Source organism: Streptomyces sp. NPDC001027 (assembly GCF_040299045.1).
GTDB lineage: Bacteria > Actinomycetota > Actinomycetes > Streptomycetales > Streptomycetaceae > Streptomyces.
In genome coordinates, this window is record NZ_JBEPBI010000063.1 from 1 (window position 1) to 17,337 (window position 17,337).

The following is a 17,337-nucleotide window of genomic DNA, read 5'->3' on the forward strand; positions in this document are numbered from 1 at the left end:
GGACGGTCCCGCCCCCGCACGGGACGTCAGCCGACGAAGTACGTCGGGTTGGGCAGCTTGTACCTGCGGTCGGCGTAGCCGCCGTCGAGGTCGGAGTACTGGTCGCCGAAGTTGGCGATGATCTCGTACCCGAGGTCGTCCTCGATGTGCTTGCGGGTGCCGGACTTGTACTGGACCGTCGTGCAGGTCCAGGCGCCCGGGGTGGCGCAGGCGCTCAGGTAGGCCGGCGGGGCGGCGGCGTTCTTGAGGAACATGTGCGCGGCGTCGAGGTTGACGTCGGCGCCGACCTTCTTCAGGTTCTCGACCGCGGCGGCGCGCTGGGCCTCGGAGAGGCCCGAGTTGTAGAAGACCTCGACGCCCTTCTTCTCGGCGTAGCGCACCAGTTCGGGGCTGCCGAAGACCGCCGGACGGTCGGCCTTGTTCACGTACGCCGCCCAAGTGGCGGAGTTGTACGTGTAGTTGTACCGCTTCTCGTAGTCGAGGCTGAGCAGCAGGGTGTCGTCGACGTCGAAGACGACCGCGGGCTTCTCGCCCTTCCGGAACGCCTTGCGGGCGGCCTGGTCGATGTACTTCCGCGCGGCCTTGTCGATGCTCGCGAGGTCCTTGGCGTACGGGCTGCCAGGGGACGCCTGGTACACGCCGTTCGCGTCCGGGGCGGTGCCGTAGTAGGTGTCGATGTCCTTCACCAGGAGCCCGATGTTGTAGGGCTCGTGCGTGGAGTTGGCCGTGGACTGGCCGGCCGTGGCCGCGCCGGCGCCGTAGAGGGCGGCGCCGGCGACGGCGCAGGCCGCGGCGATGGCCGCGATGCGCTGTGGCTTATGCATGACACGTTTTCTACGCGCGTCACGCGGGTCGGCGCGAGCCCTGCGGGGCAAAAAACGGGTCAAGCGCCCCGCTGGGGTCGGCTGTCACCGGTTCGCCCGCACCGGTGGCGCCCTTCCGGGCCCCAGGGCTCCCAGTCGCCGAGGTAGGTCTCACGGGTCGCCGTCCGGGCCTGCTCGCGGGTGAGCTGCGGGCGGTTCTCGGGGACGGTGATCCGTGCTCCCGGCCCGGTGTTGCGGTATTCGGCGAACCGCTGGCTCTGCCAGGGGAAGGAGGCCGACATGTTCGCGTAGGGCGCGGCCGCGTCGACGCCGGCGTCCATCCGGGTGTCGCGGACCGTGAGCATGGGGCGGGCGGTGGTGTCGGAGCTGGGCACCCAGGGGCGGGCCAGCTTGTAGAAGGCGTCAGGGGCCTCGCTGCTGATCCGGCTGCGGCTGACCAGCTGGCCGAGCGGGTTGGCGCCCGCCGTGGAGGGCGCGAAGACGAAGCCGTAGGGCGCGCCCGCCAGGTCGGTGCGGTTCAGGGTGCGGAAGTGACACCGCTCGTGGACGGCGGTGGCGCGGCCGAAGACGAAGTCGACGTCTCCCTCGACGTAGCAGTGCGCGAAGTACTGCCGGGCGAAGGCGGTCAGGGACATCGAGTCGGTGTACAGGGTGTCCTGGTGCCCGAGGAAGCGGCAGTGGTGGAAGGCGGAGCGGTCGCCCTGGACCTTGACGGCGACGGCCTGGGTGCCGGTGACGTCGGGATGGTCGGCGCGCAGCCAGTCGTTGGCGAAGGTGATCCGGTGGGCGGTGAAGCCGGCGGCCTGCAGGGTGGCGGTGGCCGAGCCGGTGGTGCCGTGGGTGCCGCCGCCGGGCTTGGGGGTGCCGGCCGCGTTGTCGTAGACGATCACGACGTCCCGGGGGTCCTCGCCCGCGCCGATCCAGGTGGCCTCGGTGCGGGTGGGGTCGAGGACCACGGTCTCCCGGTAGACGCCGGGGGCGAGGACGAGCGTCCAGCCGCTGCCCGCGGCGGCGGCGACGGCGTCGCGGACGGTCGTGAAGTCGCCCCGGCCGAGCGGGTCGACGTAGAGGGTCTGCGGGGTGCGGCGGGCGGCCGGGGAGCCGAGGCGGCCGAACGGGCGGCCGCCGCCGGCGAAGGCCCGGGCGGAGGGCGCGGCCAGGGCGAGGGCGGCGGCCGTTCCCGCGCTCGCGGTGAGGAAGCGCCTTCTCGAGACGGGGTGCATACGGGTCCTCCTTGACGGTGCGACTCTGCGGGGCGGCTCTGCGGGGGCGGCCGGGGCGGCGAAGGCGTCGCCGCCCCGGCCGTCGGACGGGTGGCGCCGGGACCGGCCCCGGGTCAGCCGATGCGTCCCGCGCCCGCGCCGCAGTCGACGATGCGGGGGACCGCCTTCGCCGGGTCGACCCTGGTGCGCAGGGTGGGCGTCCAGCCGGCGCCGGACTCGAGGGTCTCGGCGGGGATCTGGGCGTTGTGCACGGCGATCAGGTCGGTCTTCACGCCGTTGACCCAGTTGTCGGCGGCGGTCAGCGGCGAGACGTTCCACCGCTTGAGCACCTTGGCCGCGCTGACCCCCTGCGGCAGGGTGAACGCGTTGTGCTCGGCGACCAGCTTCGACTCCTTGCCGATGCCGAAGCTGTAGGAGTAGTCGCCGTTCCCGACGAAGTGGTTGTTGTAGGAGTCGACCTGCCCGAAGCGGACGCGGGGCGCGCGCTCGACCAGGTTCGCGAACAGGTTGTGGTGGAACGTGGTCCGCAGGCGCCCCCGGTCGCCGGCGGCGGTGGACTCGCTGTCGCTGTTGCCGATGAGGATCGTCTTGTCGTGGTCGCTGAAGACGTTCCAGGAGGCGGTGACGAGGTCGGCGCCCTTCACGATGTCGAGTTCGCCGTCGTGCTGCTGGTAGAGCATGCCGAAGTAGGTCGGGGCGGCGCTGTCGGGGTGGGCGCCGTCGGTGAAGGTGTTGTGGTCGAGCCAGACGTGCGTGGCGCCGTAGACCACGGCGGTGTCGTACTCGGAGTTCCAGTTGCCCTTGGCCCCGTCGGTCGGGTCCCACTGGGGGAAGCAGTCGATGGGCGACTCCAGGGACAGGTTGCGCAGGATCACGTTGTCGACGGCCTTGATCTGCAGGCTGACGCCCTTGAACCCGGCGCCCCGGCCGATGCCGACGATGGTCGTGTTGGAGGGGACGTTCACCTTGATGGCCTTGTCCTGGTTGGCGGCGGACACCCGCCGCAGCCCCTCGGGACTTCCGTCGGGCTCGGCGGCGAGGTCGGTGTCCAGTCCCCAGGCCTCGGGCGAGTACTTCGCGAGGTAGGCGTCGAAGTCGTATCCGGGCGCGGCGAAGGCGTCGCACCCCTCGGCGACGGCGTCGATGACGCCCCTCACCTTGATGATCTTCGGCGCGTCGCCCCCGGCGGCCAGGGCGGCCTTGAACTCGGCCCAGGTGGCGACGGTGTGGACGTGGGCGGCGTCGGCGGCCGAGCCGCCCGTCGTGCCGGCGCCGTACGCGGCCCAGCCGTCGCTCGCGGGCAGCACCTGCCGGCCGAGGTCGTGGGAGGCGGGCCGGGCCTGCGCGGACGCCGCGCCGGTCACGGACAGCACCAGCGCGGTGCAGCCCGTCAGAGCAGCAATGACACGTCCATGACATCTCGGTGTACGCACTGTGCGGGTCTCCTTCTGTTGCGTCGCGGGGCGGGCCACGCCCGCGGGGGGGGGGGTACGTCAGCGGGGTGCTACGTCAGTGGGGGCTACGTCAGCGGGTCGGGCCAGGTGATCCAGGACGCGGGGATCTGCTCGCTCAGCCGGACCGCGTCGCACGGGGCCAGAACCCGCGTGCGCAGCAGCTCCCGTACGACGAGCCGCGCCACGGCGATCGCGCCCGGCGGGTTGAAGTGCGTGTTGTCCTGCTCGGTCGCGGTCCAGTTGAAGTACGTCTTCGTCTCCTCGACGCCCAACTGCTGCCAGAACGCCAGCGACAGCGCCTGGACGTCGAGCAGCGCGACCCGCTCCTGTGCGGCGAGGGCGCGCATGGCCGCGGGGTACTCCCCGTGCGTCGGCAGGGCCGTGCCCGCTGCGTCGAAGCGGCGCCGCTCCACGGGCGTGGCGAGGACCGGCCGGGCCCCCTTCGCCCGGGCCCCGGCGAGGTAGTGCCGCAGGCACTCCTGGTACGTCGTCCAGGGCTCGGTGTAGCGGGCGGGGTCGGTCGTCTTCTCGTCGTTGTGCGCGAACTGGACGAGGAGGAGGTCCCCCGGCCGGATCGCGGCGAGCACGGCGTCGAGCCTGCCCTCGTCGATGAAGCTCTTGGAACTGCGGCCGTTCACCGCGTGGTTGGCGACGGGCAGCCCGGCGTGCAGGAAGAAGGGCAGTGCCATGCCCCACCCGGTCTCGGGTGCGGCGTCGGAGTACTTCTGGGCGGCGGTGGAGTCGCCGGCGATGTAGAGCGTGCGGGGCCGGCGCGCGCCGGCGTGGGCGGGACCGGCGGCCGCGGCGCCGAGCGGAACGGCGGCGAGCGCCGCGGCGGTGACCTGTCTGCGGGTGAGGGACACCAACGTGCACCTTTCGCGGGTGGGAGACGGGGGAACCGCGCGACCGGCCGGGACGGGCCGGCAGTCCCCCCACGACGACAGTCGCCCGAGCGGTCTACTTGTGGTTCTTCTTCCAGTCGGCCTGGGCGGTGTTCAGCTGGTCGGCCAGCGTGTCCAGGAACTGCTTCGCGGTCATCTTGCCGAGCAGCAGCTTCTGGAAGTTCGGCTCGTTGTCCGCCTTCGAGATGGTGTTCCAGTCGGGCAGGTAGTAGGGCAGCTGCACGATCTTCGTGGTGGTGCCCGTCAGCGTCTCGGCGGCCAGCTTCGTGGGCTCGGACTCCCGGACCCAGCCGTCCTGCGCCGCCTCGAGGTTGGCCGGCACCTGTCCCGCCTTCTTGTTCCACTTGCTGTTCGACTCGTGCGAGGCGGCGAACTCGATGAACTTCCAGGCGGCGGTCTTGTTCTTGCTCGTCTTGAACAGGCCCAGCCCGTCCACCGGGTTGGAGACCTGCACCCGGGTGCCGTCGTCCTGCGCCGGCGCGGGGACGCCCTTGAACTTGCCGGCCAGCGCCTTCTGGTGGTCCTTGTACGAGCCCAGGTTGTGGCTCAGCATGCCGATGGTGCCGGAGTCCCACTGGGCGACCATCTTGGTGAAGTCGTTGTTGACGTCGGCGGCCGGGGTGTCCTTCTTGTACAGACCGACGTACTTCTGCAGCGCGGCCACGTTCTTCGGATCGTTGACCGTGGTCTTGTCGCCGCTCCAGAACTCGGTGATCCCGCTCTGCCCGTAGGTCGCGTCGAGGGCCGGGGAGATCGAGCCGGAACCGCCGCGGATGGTGTAGCCGAAGGCGTTCTTCTCCTTGTCGGTCAGCTTGCCGGCGGCCTCGTAGAACTTCGACCAGGTGGTCGGCGCGTCCAGGCCCGCCTTCTGGAAGAGGTCCGTGCGGTACCAGAGGGTGCCGTTGTTGGCGGAGGTCGGCACGGAGTACGTCTTGCCGTCGACGCCGGCGGCCTTGACGCTGTCCAGGAACTTCGCGTTGAGCTTGCCGCCGAGCCCGCTCTTCTCCAGACGGCTGTCGAGCGGTTCGAGGGCGCCCTGCGCCGCGACCTCGGCGAGCATCGCGGTGCCCACGCCTCCGACGTCGGGCAGTCCGCCGCCCTGGATGGCCGTGTCGTACTTGGACTGGACGCTGTCGGAGGGCACACCGACGTACTTCACCTTGATGTCCGGGTTCGCCTTCTCGAAGTCGGCGATGATCTCCTTCCAGACGTCGGTGCGGGGGCCGCCGTTGTTGTCCCAGAAGGTGATCTCCCCCTTGCCGGAGCCCTCGCCTCCCTTGTCTCCCGACGCGCCGCTGCCGTCGTCGCCGCAGGCGGTGGCGGTCAGCGCGAGCACGGTTCCCACGGCGAGGGCCAGGGCGGCGCGCCTGCTTCTGCGGATGCTGCTTGTCATGTGGTCGGCTCTCTTCTTCTGGATCCCTGCGGAGATATGAAGTTGTGGGGGGTCAGTGGCCGCGTCACGGCGGTGCGGGGCCCGGCCGTCCGCGCCCTCGGGGCAGTCCGCGCCGGTGCACGTCTTCGCGTCGGCGTCGCTCGGCCGGCTCATACCGGCCCACGGCGACGCGTCCCGCACGTACACCTGGCTCGGCGTCGTCGGGCCGGTCCGCCGGTCGTCGACGTGTCCCGCGCGCACGGGAAGCCGAGCGGGACCGCGTCACCGGTCCGCGCGACCTTCGCGGCGACGGCGGTCCTCGGCGCGGAGGCGGTTCCCGGCGCGGAGGCAGTCCTCGGCTCGACGGCGACGGCCGCCAGGACCGCGGCCGGTCGTGGCAAGCGCTTGCTAGGGAAGTGCGTCATTGCGGCTCCCAACAGGCATACAGCGGAAGTGGGTCAGAGCGGTCTGATGCGGAACTCGCTGAACACGGCCGCGCCGGCATGCCCGGAGCCGGTCGGCGCGACGGCGAAGAGGCCGAGCAGAGCCCCGACCCAGCGCCAGGGGGCGGCGGCGAAGACGGGACCGGAAGGACACGGGCCGTCGCCGACGTCGTACGCGAAACGGCATCGCGCGCCCGCGCCGATCTCGATGCGCAGCCGCGCCCGCCCGTCGGGGGCGAGCCGTGGACGGGACGCGTCCCGCTCCCGCTCGGCGACCGGCTCGGCGAACCGGTGGACGAGCCGGACCGTGCCGTCGGCGTCCCGCTGGAGCCCGATCCAGCCGAACGCGTCGCCGAGGACCGTGAGTCCGGCACGCGCGCCCGGTTCCTCGCTGTGCAGCCGCAGCTCCACCTCGACGGCCGACGGAACGCCGGGCAGCCGCTGGGTGAGGACGTTCGGCAGGGTGCGCAGATCATGCGCGTCCGGTGTCCTGACGCAGGTCAGACGCAGTCCGTCGGCCGAGTGCCGGGTGGCCCAGCCGTCCTCGGGGTTGGCCGTCCACGACCACTGGCGGCCGAAGCGACCGCCAGGGAAGTCGTCGTCGGCGGCGGGCTCGGCGGGCGGCTGCGCGGGCAGGGCGGGCCGACGGTGCGTCAGGACGGGGGCGCCCTCGTCGCCGATCACCGGCCAGCCGTCCCCGTCCCACCGCATCGGCTGCAGATGGACGACCCGGCCGTAGGCGCCGCGCTGCTGGAAGTGCAGGAACCAGTCCTCGCCGGACGGGGTGCGCACCCAGCCGCCCTGGTGCGGGCCGTTGACCTCGGTGTCCTTCTGCTCGAGGACGATCCGTTCCTCGTACGGGCCGAAGAAGTCCCGGGCCCGGAAAGCGCCCTGCCAGCCGGTCTCCACCCCGCCGGCCGGGGCGAGGATCCAGAACCAGCCGTCGTGCCGGTAGAGCTTCGGGCCTTCGAGGGTGAACCAGCCGGGGACGGCGTCGCCGTCGACGATCACCTTGCCCTCGTCGAGGAGGGACGTCCCGTCGGGGTGCATCCGGTGGCCGGTGAGCCGGTTCTTGACGCCCGCGCGGGACTTCGCCCAGGCGTGCACCAGATACGCCTCGCCGCTCTCCTCGTCCCACAGGGGGCACGGGTCGATCAGGCCCCTGCCCGCCTTGAGCAGGTGCGGACGGGTCCAGGGCCCCCGGACGTCGGGCGCGTTGACCTGGAACACCCCCTGGTCGGGGTCGCCCCAGAAGATCCAGAAGCGGTCGTCGTGATGCCGTAAGGAGGGCGCCCACACCCCGCAGTCGTGGCGCGGCGTCCTGAACTCGCCCACCGGTTCCAGGCGTTCCAGGGCGTGGCCCACCAGCCGCCAGCCGACCAGGTCGCGCGAGTGCAGCAGCGGCAGTCCGGGAACCCGGCCGAAGGTGGAGGCGGTGAGGTAGAAGTCGTCGCCGACGCGCACGACGTCCGGGTCGGACCAGTCGGCGTTCAGCACCGGGTTGGTGTACGTCTCGTGCCGCTCGCCCGTCACTGGCTGACCGCCTTGCGGACCAGGGCCGCGGCCTCGTCCGGGCCCAGCCGACCGTCGGCGACGACGGTGACGATCCGGCGCACGACCGTCTCCCCGGGCGGGACGGGCAGCCGTTCGGCGAAGGCCAGCGAGGAACCCACTCCCGGGTACTCGGCGGTGCGGACGAACCAGGGGTCGCGCCGGGTGGCGTCGGTGGCGCCCGCGAAGACGAGCGTCCAGCCCGCGCCGGCCAGCGCGAGCCAGTCGGCGCGGGCGCCGTGCACGGCCGCCTCGCCCCGCGTGCCCGCGGTGAAGACGTCGGGCGCCCGGTCCTCCTTGCGGGCCCGCCAGAAGAAGCCGCCGTAGGCCGCGCCGGGACGCCCGTTCGTCGCCGGGCTGCCGATGGACAGCGGAGCGCCGAGGACGTTGGTGAGGGAGAAGGTGAAGTCCAGCGCCCAGGCGGAGGCGGTCAGTTCGGTCGCCGCGACCGTGCGGCGCTCGCGCAGCAGCTCCCGGCCCGACGCCACCCAGCGCAGCTCCTCCACGAAGCCGTCGGGGTCGCGCAGCTGGAAGGACCCGTGCCGCTGCGCGCCGTGGTCGTCCAGCTCGGTCGGGCCCCGGTCGCGCACATAGGTGCGGCCGCCCCAGAAGTTGTGCCCCTCGACGTCGGGTACGGCTACACCGACGCCGAGGTGGTGGAGGTGGTCGGCGGGGCTGAGCTCGGTGACGGTGGCGCCGGCCAGGGTGGTGACGGGGTGCAGAAAGGGGCGCGGGGAGAGCCGGGCGGGCAGCTCGGGCCGCGTGACGTAGCGGCCGACCGGGCGGCCGGCGACACGCAGGACGACCGGTGCGTCGGGTGTCTGTGCGGTCATCAGGGGCTCACCTCTTTCGGATGCTCGGTCGTGAACGCCCAGGAGGCGCCCAGTTCGGAGTAGAGGGCGAGGGTGTCGGCGGCCGCCGCGACGAGGCCGTCGACGCCGGGGACGACCCGGCGGTCCTCGTCGGGGAGCAGACGCCAGGCGTCGTCCGGCAGCTGCACCGGGTCGGGTGCGACCCGGATCGCCTCGACGACCCGCATGAACGACTCGGTGACGGCGGGCGGGACCAGCAGCGCCGTCCCGTCGGTGAGATGCTCGACCAGGTTCTCCAGCAGGTCGGTGCTGCCGTACTCGAACTCCTCGGGGCCGTGGCCGGCCCGCTGGAGCAGAACGCGGTCCTGCTTGTACCAGTACGTGATCCGGCCGCGGCTGCCGTGCACGACGACGTACGGGTCGTCGGGGTCCTCGGCGCACAGCGTGGCCGCGACGACGATCTGCAGGCCGTCCGCCGTGGTGACGCGGACGCAGGAGGTGTCGTCGGACTCGATGGCGTTGGCGTGCGCCAGCTCGGTCTCGATGCCGGCGACGTCCTCGGCGCGGGTGGCTCCGGCCAGCGCCAGGGCGGTGGCGACGGCGTGCGCGAGGGGGTTGGTGAGCGCCCCGTCGACGACGTCCACGCCGTTCAGCCGCCGCCTGCCCGCCCAGGGGGCGCGCCGGTAGTAGGACTCGGCGCGGGCCCAGGCGCCGGCGCCGCCGACCCCCGCGAGCTCACCGATCACACCGTCGCGGATCAGGCCGCGGATCGCGGGCACGGCGTGCGAGCCCAGCGACTGGAAGCCGACCTGGCAGACCACTGCGGCCTCGGCGATCCCGTCGGCCATCCGGCGGAACTCCGCGTACGACGGCGCCGGCGGCTTCTCCAGGAGCAGGTGCACACCCTTGCGGGCCGCGATCAGCGCGAGGTCGGCGTGGGTCGGGATCGGGGTGCAGACCACGGCGATCCGGGCGCCGGTGGCGTCGAGCAGCGCGCCGAAGTCCGCGGACTGCTCGGGCGCGCCGAGGCCCTCGGGGATCTCGGCCGGGCTCAGCGGGGTCAGTTCGCAGACGCCCGCGAGGCGGACGATGCCCTTGTCCTGGAGCCTGCGGATGTTGTCCAGGTGCCAGCGGCCGTGGCCGCGCGCGCCCGCCAGGACGATCGGTACAGCGGTGCTCATGGAATCCTCCCTGCGCCCGCGCCGCGTGCCGCCGTGCGGTCGGCTGTCGCGGCGCTGTCGATCTTTCCGTGCAGGGTAGGCTGCCGGCCGGCGTCCTCCGCGAGGTCGCGCCCGCCGGCGCCGTGGTGCGCGCCGCGGATCGCGAGGAGGTCCGCGCGCGGGCCGTCCAGGAGGCGGGAGGCCTCCCGTGTCCCGGTCCGCGCGGGGGCGCGGAGCGTCCCCTGCACCAGTGCGGTCGCGGCGGCCCGACGCGTCCTCATCCCTTCACCGCCCCTGCGCTGAACCCGGTGATCAGCCACTTCTGGATGAAGGCGAAGACGATCACCACGGGGACGGCGGCGATGATGCCGCCCGCGGCCAGCGCGCCCAGGTCGACGCTGTCCGCGCTCATCAGGGTGTTGAGGCCGACGGGGATCGTCTGCTTGGTCTGGTCGGAGAGGAACATCAGGGCGAACAGGAAGTGGTTCCAGGCGTGCACGAAGGCGAAGGAGCCGACGGCGATCAGCCCCGGCCGCAGCAGAGGCAGGACGACGATGCGGAAGGCGGTGAGCCGGTTGCAGCCGTCGACCCAGGCCGCCTCCTCCAGGGAGTAGGGCACGTTCCGGATGAAGCCGCTGATCAGGATGATCGACAGGGGCAGCTGGAAGACCGTCTCGGCGATGATGACGCTGCCCAGGGAGTTGATCATCTTCAGCTCGGCGAAGATCTGGAAGAGCGGGACGAGCAGCAGCGCACCGGGCACGAACTGGGTGCACAGCAGGGCGAGCATGAAGCCGCGCTTGATCTTGAAGTCGAAGCGCGCGAGGGCGTAGCCGCCGGCCAGGGCGACGCCGGTGGTCAGCAGCAGCGTCGCCACACCGGTGAGCACGCTGTTCTGGAAGTAGACGGCGAAGTCACGCTCGTTCCAGACCTTCTCGAAGTGGTCGAAGGTCATCGGCCAGGGCACCAGCGAGGTGGAGCCGGCCGGGCGGAGCGCGAAGAGCAGGATCCAGTAGAAGGGGACCAGGGTGAAGACGAGGTAGATCCCCAGCGGGACGTAGATCTGCCAGCGGGGCGCCTCGTCCCAGGCACGCCTGTGCCGGGACGGGCGGCGGTCGGGTGCGGCGGGCTCGCGCACGGGGGCGGGCACGACCTCGGGGGCCTCCTTGGTGATCACTTGTCGCCTCCTCCGAACTTGCTGAGCCGCAGATAGACCATCGAGCAGAAGAGCAGGATCACGAACGCGACCGTGGTGAGCGCGGACGCGTAGCCGAAGTTGTGGGCGTCGACGCTGGTGTTGGCGATGTAGAGCGGGAGGGTCGTGGTCTCCCCCGCCGGGCCGCCGCCGGTGAGCGTGTAGAGCAGGTCGACGTTGTTGAACTCCCACACCGCGCGCAGCAGCGTGGACAGGACGATGGCGTCCTTCAGGTGGGGCAGGGTGATGTGCCAGAACTGCTTGATCCGGCTCGCGCCGTCGACCTCGGCGGCCTCGTACAGGTCCTTCGACACGGACTGCAGGTCGGCGAGGATGAGGATCGCGAAGAAGGGGACGCCGCGCCACAGGTCGGCGACGATCGCCGCCGGGAAGACGGTGGAGGTGTCCGAGAGCCAGCTGGTGCCGTACTCGCCGACGCCCATGTCCGCCAGGTAACGGGTGATGCCCGTCTGGGAGTTGTACAGGAGCACCCAGATCGCGGAGGTCAGCACGCCGGAGACGGCCCACGGGGAGAAGACCAGCGCGCGGCCGAGCGAGCGTCCCACGAAGGTCTGGTTGACGATCAGCGCCAGCGCCAGACCGAACAGCAGCTGCAGCCCGACCTCGACGAAGACCCACTGGGCGCTGAAGGTCAGCGTGTCCCAGAACTGCGGGTCGTCGGTGAAGGCGTGGACGAAGTTGTCGAAGCCCGCGAAGCCGTTGCGCCACGGTTTGGTGGGGTTGTAGTTCTGCAGGCTGTAGTAGAAGACGCTGACGACCGGGTAGGCGATGAAGCCCAGCATCAGCAGCGCCGCCGGCGCGATCAGCAGGTACGGCAGCCTGCGGGGCGTGGCGGAGGCACGGCGCCGCCGGGGTGGCGCGGGCCGTTTCGCCACGGCTGCGGCTTGGGCCATCACTGTTCTCCGTTCTCGGTGCGTCGTGCGTACGTCGTGCGACGTACAAAGTGCGAGGTGCGAGGTGCGAGGTGCGACGTACAGGGCGGGCGCGCGGCGCGACGTTCGGGAAGCGCTTTCTCCCCGTGCAGACGTGTGCGCCGTCCTGCTGTCGTCGTGGTGCGGTGGTCCGTGATCCCGTGGCGCGGTGATCTTGTGGTGCGGTGATCTTGTGGTGCGGTGATCTGGTGGTGCGGTGGTCCGTGGTGCGGTGGTTCAGCCCGCGTACGGGTCGGCGACCCGGCCCGGACGGGCGAGGAACTCGAAGTCGCAGCCGGTGTCGGCCTGCGTGATCTGCTCGTTGTAGAGCGCTCCGTAGCCGCGCTCGGCACGGGTGGGCGGCGGCGTCCAGTCCGCTCTGCGGCGCTCCAGCTCCGCGTCGTCCACATGGAGGTGGAGGGTGCGCGCCTCGACGTCGAGGGTGATCGGGTCCCCGCTGCGGACCAGCGCCAGCGGACCGCCGACGTACGACTCGGGCGCGACGTGCAGCACGCACGCCCCGTAACTGGTGCCGCTCATCCGGGCGTCGGAGATCCGCACCATGTCCCGCACGCCCTGCTTCAGCAGGTGGTCGGGGATGGGCAGCATGCCGTACTCGGGCATGCCGGGGCCGCCCTTGGGCCCGGAGCCCCGCAGCACCAGCACGCTGTCGGCGGTGATGCCGAGGGAGGGGTCGTCGATCGTCCGCTGCATCGTGCGGTAGTCGTCGAAGACGACGGCCGGGCCCGTGTGCTTGAGCAGGTGCTCCTCGGCGGCGATGTGCTTGATGACCGCTCCGTCCGGACAGAGGTTGCCGCGCAGCACGGCGACCCCGCCCTCGGCGGCGACCGGGTCGTCCCGGAGCCGGATGACGTCGTCGTTGTGCACCTGCGCGTCGGCCAGCTGCTCGCGCAGGGTGTCGTGGGAGACCGTCGGCCGGTCCAGGTGCAGCAGGTCGGTGATGCGGGAGAGGAATCCGGGCAGGCCGCCGGCGAAGTGGAAGTCCTCCATCAGGTACTTCCGGCCGCCGGGGCGCACGTCGGCGAGCACCGGCACCGTGCGGGCGATGCGGTCGAAGTCGTCGAGGGTGAGCCGCACGCCCGCACGGCCGGCCATCGCGATGAGATGGATGACGGCGTTGGTGGAACCGCCGAGACCGAGGACGGTCGTCACCGCGTCCTCGAAGGCCTCCGCGGTGAGGATGTGGCTCAACCGGCGGTCCTTGTGGACCAGTTCGACGATGCGCAGGCCGGTCATGGCGGCCATCCGGTCGTGCCCGGAGTCCACGGCCGGGATGCTCGACGCGCCCGGCGCCGTGACGCCCAGCGCCTCGGCCGCGGCGGTCAGCGTGGACGCCGTGCCCATCGTCATGCAGTGGCCGGGCGAGCGCGCGAGGCCGCTCTCCAGTTCGGTCATCTCGCAGTCGCCGATGAGGCCGGCCCGCATGTCGTCCCAGTACTTCCACATGTCGGTGCCGGAGCCGAGGACCTCGTTGCGCCAGTGCCCCGGAAGCATGGGGCCCGCCGGCACGAAGGCGGTCGGCAGGTCGACCGAGGCCGCCCCCATGAGCAGCGCGGGCGTGGACTTGTCGCAGCCGCCCATCAGCACCGCCCCGTCCACCGGGTAGGACCGCAGCAGCTCCTCGGTCTCCATCGCGAGCAGGTTGCGGTAGAGCATCGGGGTCGGCTTCTGGAAGGTCTCGGAGAGGGTGGAGACCGGGAACTCCAGGGGGAAGCCGCCCGCCTGCCACACCCCGCGCTTCACGGCCTGCGCGCGGTCGCGCAGGTGCACATGGCAGGGGTTGATGTCGGACCAGGTGTTGAGGATCGCGATGACCGGCTTGCCGAGGTGCTCCTCGGGGAGGTAGCCGAGCTGGCGGGTGCGGGCGCGGTGGCTGAAGGACCGCAGACCGCCGGTCCCGTACCACTGGTGGCTGCGCAGTTCCTCGGGCGCCTTCATATGGACCATCCGGCGGCGATGGCGGCCACCTCGGCGCGCTCGCCCTCGGGCAGCCGCCTGCTCGGCGGGCGGACCTCGCGGCGGCACAGGCCCAGGGAGGCGAGGGCCTCCTTGACGACGGTGACGTTGTCGGCGGAGCCGTTGGCGGCCCGCAGTTCCTCGAAGCGCCTGATCTGCTCCCACACCTTCATCGCGGCCGGGTAGTCGCCCGAGCGCAGCGCCTCGATCATGTTCAGCGAGACGGCCGGGGCGACGTTGACCAGCCCGGAGGTGAAACCGGTGGCGCCGGCGGAGAAGTAGGAGGGCGCGTAGGGCTCGGCGAGCCCGGCGACCCAGACGAACCGTTCGAGGCCCGCGTCCCGCGCGAACGCGGCGAACCGTGCGGCGTCCGGCACGGCGTACTTGACGCCGATGACGTTCGGGCAGGAGTCGGCGAGCTCGGCGAGGCGTTCGCCGTGCAGCTGCGCGTTGCGGATGTAGGGGACGACGCCCAGCTCCGGCACCGCCTGCGCGATCTCCCGGTGGTAGTCGACCCAGCCGCTCTGCGAGACATAGGGGTGGACCGGCTGGTGGACCATCACCATCTGCGCGCCCAGTTCCCGGGCGTGCCGGGCGGTGGCCACGGCGGTCGGCACATCGTGGCCGACGCCGGCCAGGATCACCGCCCGTCCGCCCGCCTCGTCGGCGGTCAGCTCGAGGACCAGCCGGCGCTCCTCGGGGGCGAGGGCGTAGAACTCGCCGGTGTTCCCGTTCGGGGTGAGGGTGGTGATGCCGCCGTCGAGCAGTCTGCGCACCAGGGCCCGGTGGGCGTCCCGGTCGACGGAGCCGTCCTCGGCGAACGGGGTCACCGGGATGGCCACCACGTCGGCGAGGGCCGCACGCTGCGTCTCGAACGCCACGCTGCTCATTCCCGGCCTTCCTGTTCGGGTGACTGGTCCGTGTCGGCGGTCTCGGGGAACGCCCGGTGCACGAAGGAGGCGATGTGGGCGTGCAGGGCGCGGGCCGCGCCGTCGGCGTCGCCGTCCAGGGCGAGCCGGAGGATCTCGCGGTGCTCGCCGGCCTCCCGCTCCCAGGAGGGCGAGGCGGCCCAGGCGACGGCGGAGACCAGGGCCGCCTGGTCGCGGACCTCGTCGAGCATCCGGCCGAGCAGCGGATTCCCGCAGGGCAGGTACAGGGCGCGGTGGAACTCCCGGTTGGCGAGGGACCGTTCAGCGGTGTCGGCCGCCTCGTCCGCCCTGGTCAGCGCGGAGCGCGCGGCGTCCAGGGAGGCGCCCCGGCGCACGGCCCGCCTGAGCGCCTCGGGTTCGAGGAGCAGGCGGACGTCGTACACCTCGCGCGCCATGTCCGCGTCCACCATGCGCACCGTGACGCCCTTGTACTGGCTCATGACGACCAGTCCGGTGCCGGCCAGGGTCTTGAGGGCCTCGCGCACCGGGGTCTTGGACACCCCGAACTGCGCGGCGAGCTCGGTTTCGACCAGGGCCTGACCGGGCGTCAGGCGCCCGGTGAGGATGCGGCGTTTGATCTCCTCCAGCACGAACTGCGTGCGGGACGGGATCGGCGTGGGCACAGAGGTCATGCGCGCCTCTCGGTGTCGCGTATCTGATCTCGCGTATCGCGTCTCATATATGACGTACGAAGTACGACGCGTTGAAGGTAGAAGCGCCTCTGTGTTTCGTCAATGCTTCTGACAAGGAAGTGTCGGAAGGGAACGCACCGGGGTTTTCGCGCCCTGGGACGCGTTTCGCCCTAGAGCGGGATGGTCTCGCCCTCGCGCGCGGTGCGGGCGGGTCCGCCGAACGCGACGGCCGCCCGGTCGGTCGCCGCCTTGCGGGTGAGCGTGGGACCGACATGGGTGATGTACAGCTCGCGCACCCCCGCCTTGCGGGCCGCGTCCCCGGCGTCCTCCGGCGTGAGATGGACCTGCTCGTCCTGTTCGCCTTCGCGATGACCGTCGATGTCCGCCTCGCACAGGAACAGGTCCGCGCCGCTGGCGAGTTCGGTGAGCGCCTCGCACGGGCCGGTGTCCCCGGAGTAGGCGAGCACACTCCCCTGACACTCGACGCGCAGGCCGTACGCCTCGGCGCCGTGGGCCATCGCGCGGGAGGTGAGCCGCAGGTTCCAGTGCCGCACGGTGTGCCCGTCGAACAGGGCCCTGAAGTCAAGGAAGTCGCTGAGGAACCGCACGTCCGACCGGCCGAGGAAGCCCGCGACGCGCCGGGCGCAGTCGAGCGGCGCGTACACCGGGATCGGGGCCGGCGGGGTCATCCCGCCGAAGGCGAACGCATAGGCGGCGGCGAGGAGATCGGCGCTGTGGTCGACGTGCAGATGGGAGATCCAGATCGCCGTGAGTCGCTCGGGATCCGTGTGCCGCTGCAACTCGGCGAACGTGCCTGGCCCGGCGTCCACCCATACCTCCGCCCCCGCTCCGCGCAGCAGGTAACCGGAGCAGGGGCGGCCCGGAGCCGGGTGCGGAGACGCGGTGCCGAGGACGGTGAGACTGAGGGGCATGGTCGCGAGCGTACGTTTCGCCCTCGTCCGACGCCCCCCGAATACGTTCGTCTACGGCAACCTGACGTCCGCGTCTACGCCCGGCGCGGCCCTCCCGGATCGCGTCCGCTGAGTCCCAGCGCCCGGTCGAGCAGGGGCGCTTCGTCCGGGACGGGGACGACGGGTCCGAAGACCCCGTTCCCGGTGACGGGGTCGACCGCGCCGGCGAGGAAGGCGTGCGCCGCCGCGAGCGCCGCGGGGTCGGGCTCGTACGCCTGGCCGGTGGCCCGGGCCAGGTCCCAGCCGTGGATCACCAGCTCGTCGGCGGCGACGGCGGCCGCGACCGCGCCGGGCAGGTCCACGCCGCCGGCCCGGGTCATGCCGGTCCAGGCCGCCGGGTCGCGCCAGGCCTCGGCGAGGGCGTCGAGCGCCTTGGCCAGCTCCTCGCGCCAGCCGGGGCCGACGTCGGGCACGGCGGCGTCCGGCGGGGTGTCGGTGGTGGGGCCGAGGTCTCCCCGGGCGGCGTCGCGGAAGGCCACGGCGAGGCCGGTCAGGTGCCCCAGCAGGTGGCGCACGGCGAAGCCGGGGCAGGGCGTCCCGTCGTCGAGCCGGTCGTCGCGGACCGCCTCGGCGAGGCGTGCCACGACGGCGGCCTGCGGGCCGAGGTCGAAGGTGATGGTCGTGTCGGTCATACGGGGTGGACCGGCCGCGCCGCGAGAACTCATCGGCGCGCCACCCGACTCCCGGCCCCCGGTCCGTGGTCGACGGTCCGTCCCGGGGCCCTGTGCGGGCCACGGACCGGCGCGGGACCGACAGGGGACCGAGCACGGGACCGGCGCGGGACCGGGCACGAGACCGGGCACGAGACCGGCGCGGGACCGGGCACGAGACCGGGCACGAGACCGGCGCGGGACGGCGGGACGGCACGGACCGGGACGGGCACAGGACGGACCGGGACGGCACGGGACGGGCACGGGACCGACAGGGAACCGGGCGCGGGACCGGCGCGGGACCGACAGG

Annotated in this window: 16 protein-coding genes; all 16 read right to left on the reverse strand. The window is 72.2% G+C overall.

The annotated features are described in order from the left end of the window. Window positions 1-26: 26 nt before the first annotated feature. The 16 genes from ABT300_RS19275 to ABT300_RS19350 all read right to left on the reverse strand — a co-directional run bounded on the left by ABT300_RS19275 (window position 27) and on the right by ABT300_RS19350 (window position 17,009). Complete coding sequence (locus ABT300_RS19275) at window positions 27-824, reverse strand: HAD family acid phosphatase (RefSeq protein ID WP_351677010.1); 798 nt, start codon at window positions 822-824, stop codon at window positions 27-29. 59 nt (window positions 825-883) lie between these two features. Next, on the reverse strand, window positions 884-2,047 hold the full coding sequence (locus ABT300_RS19280) for a pectinesterase family protein (RefSeq protein WP_351677013.1): 1,164 nt from the start codon (window positions 2,045-2,047) through the stop codon (window positions 884-886). A 113-nt stretch (window positions 2,048-2,160) separates the two neighbouring features. Beyond that, window positions 2,161-3,480: a pectate lyase family protein gene (locus ABT300_RS19285; RefSeq protein ID WP_351677016.1), complete on the reverse strand. Its 1,320-nt coding sequence runs from the start codon at window positions 3,478-3,480 to the stop codon at window positions 2,161-2,163. Window positions 3,481-3,566: 86 nt separating this feature from the next. Continuing rightward, window positions 3,567-4,364 (reverse strand): rhamnogalacturonan acetylesterase, encoded by a 798-nt coding sequence (locus tag ABT300_RS19290; RefSeq protein WP_351677018.1) that lies wholly within the window; start codon window positions 4,362-4,364, stop codon window positions 3,567-3,569. 94 nt (window positions 4,365-4,458) lie between these two features. Beyond that, a complete protein-coding gene (locus ABT300_RS19295) occupies window positions 4,459-5,796 on the reverse strand; it encodes an ABC transporter substrate-binding protein (RefSeq protein ID WP_351677020.1) in 1,338 nt (445 codons plus the stop codon). Window positions 5,797-6,233: 437 nt separating this feature from the next. After that, window positions 6,234-7,751, reverse strand: coding sequence for a glycoside hydrolase family 43 protein (locus ABT300_RS19300; protein ID WP_351677023.1), 1,518 nt, complete (start codon window positions 7,749-7,751; stop codon window positions 6,234-6,236). Then, entirely contained in the window at window positions 7,748-8,602 is an 855-nt protein-coding gene (locus ABT300_RS19305; RefSeq protein WP_351677025.1) for a DUF6807 domain-containing protein, read from the reverse strand. The genes ABT300_RS19300 and ABT300_RS19305 overlap by 4 nt, the downstream gene beginning before the upstream one ends. Beyond that, window positions 8,602-9,762, reverse strand: coding sequence for a Gfo/Idh/MocA family protein (locus tag ABT300_RS19310; protein WP_351677028.1), 1,161 nt, complete (start codon window positions 9,760-9,762; stop codon window positions 8,602-8,604). The genes ABT300_RS19305 and ABT300_RS19310 overlap by 1 nt, the downstream gene beginning before the upstream one ends. Beyond that, window positions 9,759-10,022, reverse strand: a complete 264-nt coding sequence (locus ABT300_RS19315; RefSeq protein WP_351677031.1) for a hypothetical protein — start codon at window positions 10,020-10,022, stop codon at window positions 9,759-9,761. The genes ABT300_RS19310 and ABT300_RS19315 overlap by 4 nt, the downstream gene beginning before the upstream one ends. Beyond that, entirely contained in the window at window positions 10,019-10,918 is a 900-nt protein-coding gene (locus ABT300_RS19320) for a carbohydrate ABC transporter permease (protein ID WP_351677033.1), read from the reverse strand. Before ABT300_RS19320 ends, ABT300_RS19315 begins: the two co-directional genes overlap by 4 nt. Beyond that, window positions 10,915-11,850, reverse strand: coding sequence for a carbohydrate ABC transporter permease (locus ABT300_RS19325; RefSeq protein WP_319278995.1), 936 nt, complete (start codon window positions 11,848-11,850; stop codon window positions 10,915-10,917). The genes ABT300_RS19320 and ABT300_RS19325 overlap by 4 nt, the downstream gene beginning before the upstream one ends. A gap of 255 nt (window positions 11,851-12,105) precedes the next feature. After that, window positions 12,106-13,836 carry an L-arabinonate dehydratase gene (gene araD, locus ABT300_RS19330; protein ID WP_351677037.1) on the reverse strand — a complete coding sequence of 577 codons (1,731 nt, stop codon included), beginning with the start codon at window positions 13,834-13,836 and terminating at the stop codon, window positions 12,106-12,108. Next, window positions 13,824-14,735, reverse strand: coding sequence for a dihydrodipicolinate synthase family protein (locus tag ABT300_RS19335; protein ID WP_351677040.1), 912 nt, complete (start codon window positions 14,733-14,735; stop codon window positions 13,824-13,826). The genes araD and ABT300_RS19335 overlap by 13 nt, the downstream gene beginning before the upstream one ends. Continuing rightward, a complete protein-coding gene (locus tag ABT300_RS19340) occupies window positions 14,732-15,406 on the reverse strand; it encodes a GntR family transcriptional regulator (protein ID WP_351677042.1) in 675 nt (224 codons plus the stop codon). Before ABT300_RS19340 ends, ABT300_RS19335 begins: the two co-directional genes overlap by 4 nt. Before the next feature lie 170 nt (window positions 15,407-15,576). Next, the gene (locus ABT300_RS19345; protein WP_351677045.1) at window positions 15,577-16,338 is read right to left on the reverse strand and encodes an MBL fold metallo-hydrolase; all 762 of its coding nucleotides are present in this window, start codon (window positions 16,336-16,338) and stop codon (window positions 15,577-15,579) included. A 74-nt stretch (window positions 16,339-16,412) separates the two neighbouring features. After that, window positions 16,413-17,009 (reverse strand): TIGR03086 family metal-binding protein, encoded by a 597-nt coding sequence (locus tag ABT300_RS19350; protein ID WP_351677048.1) that lies wholly within the window; start codon window positions 17,007-17,009, stop codon window positions 16,413-16,415. Window positions 17,010-17,337: the final 328 nt, after the last annotated feature.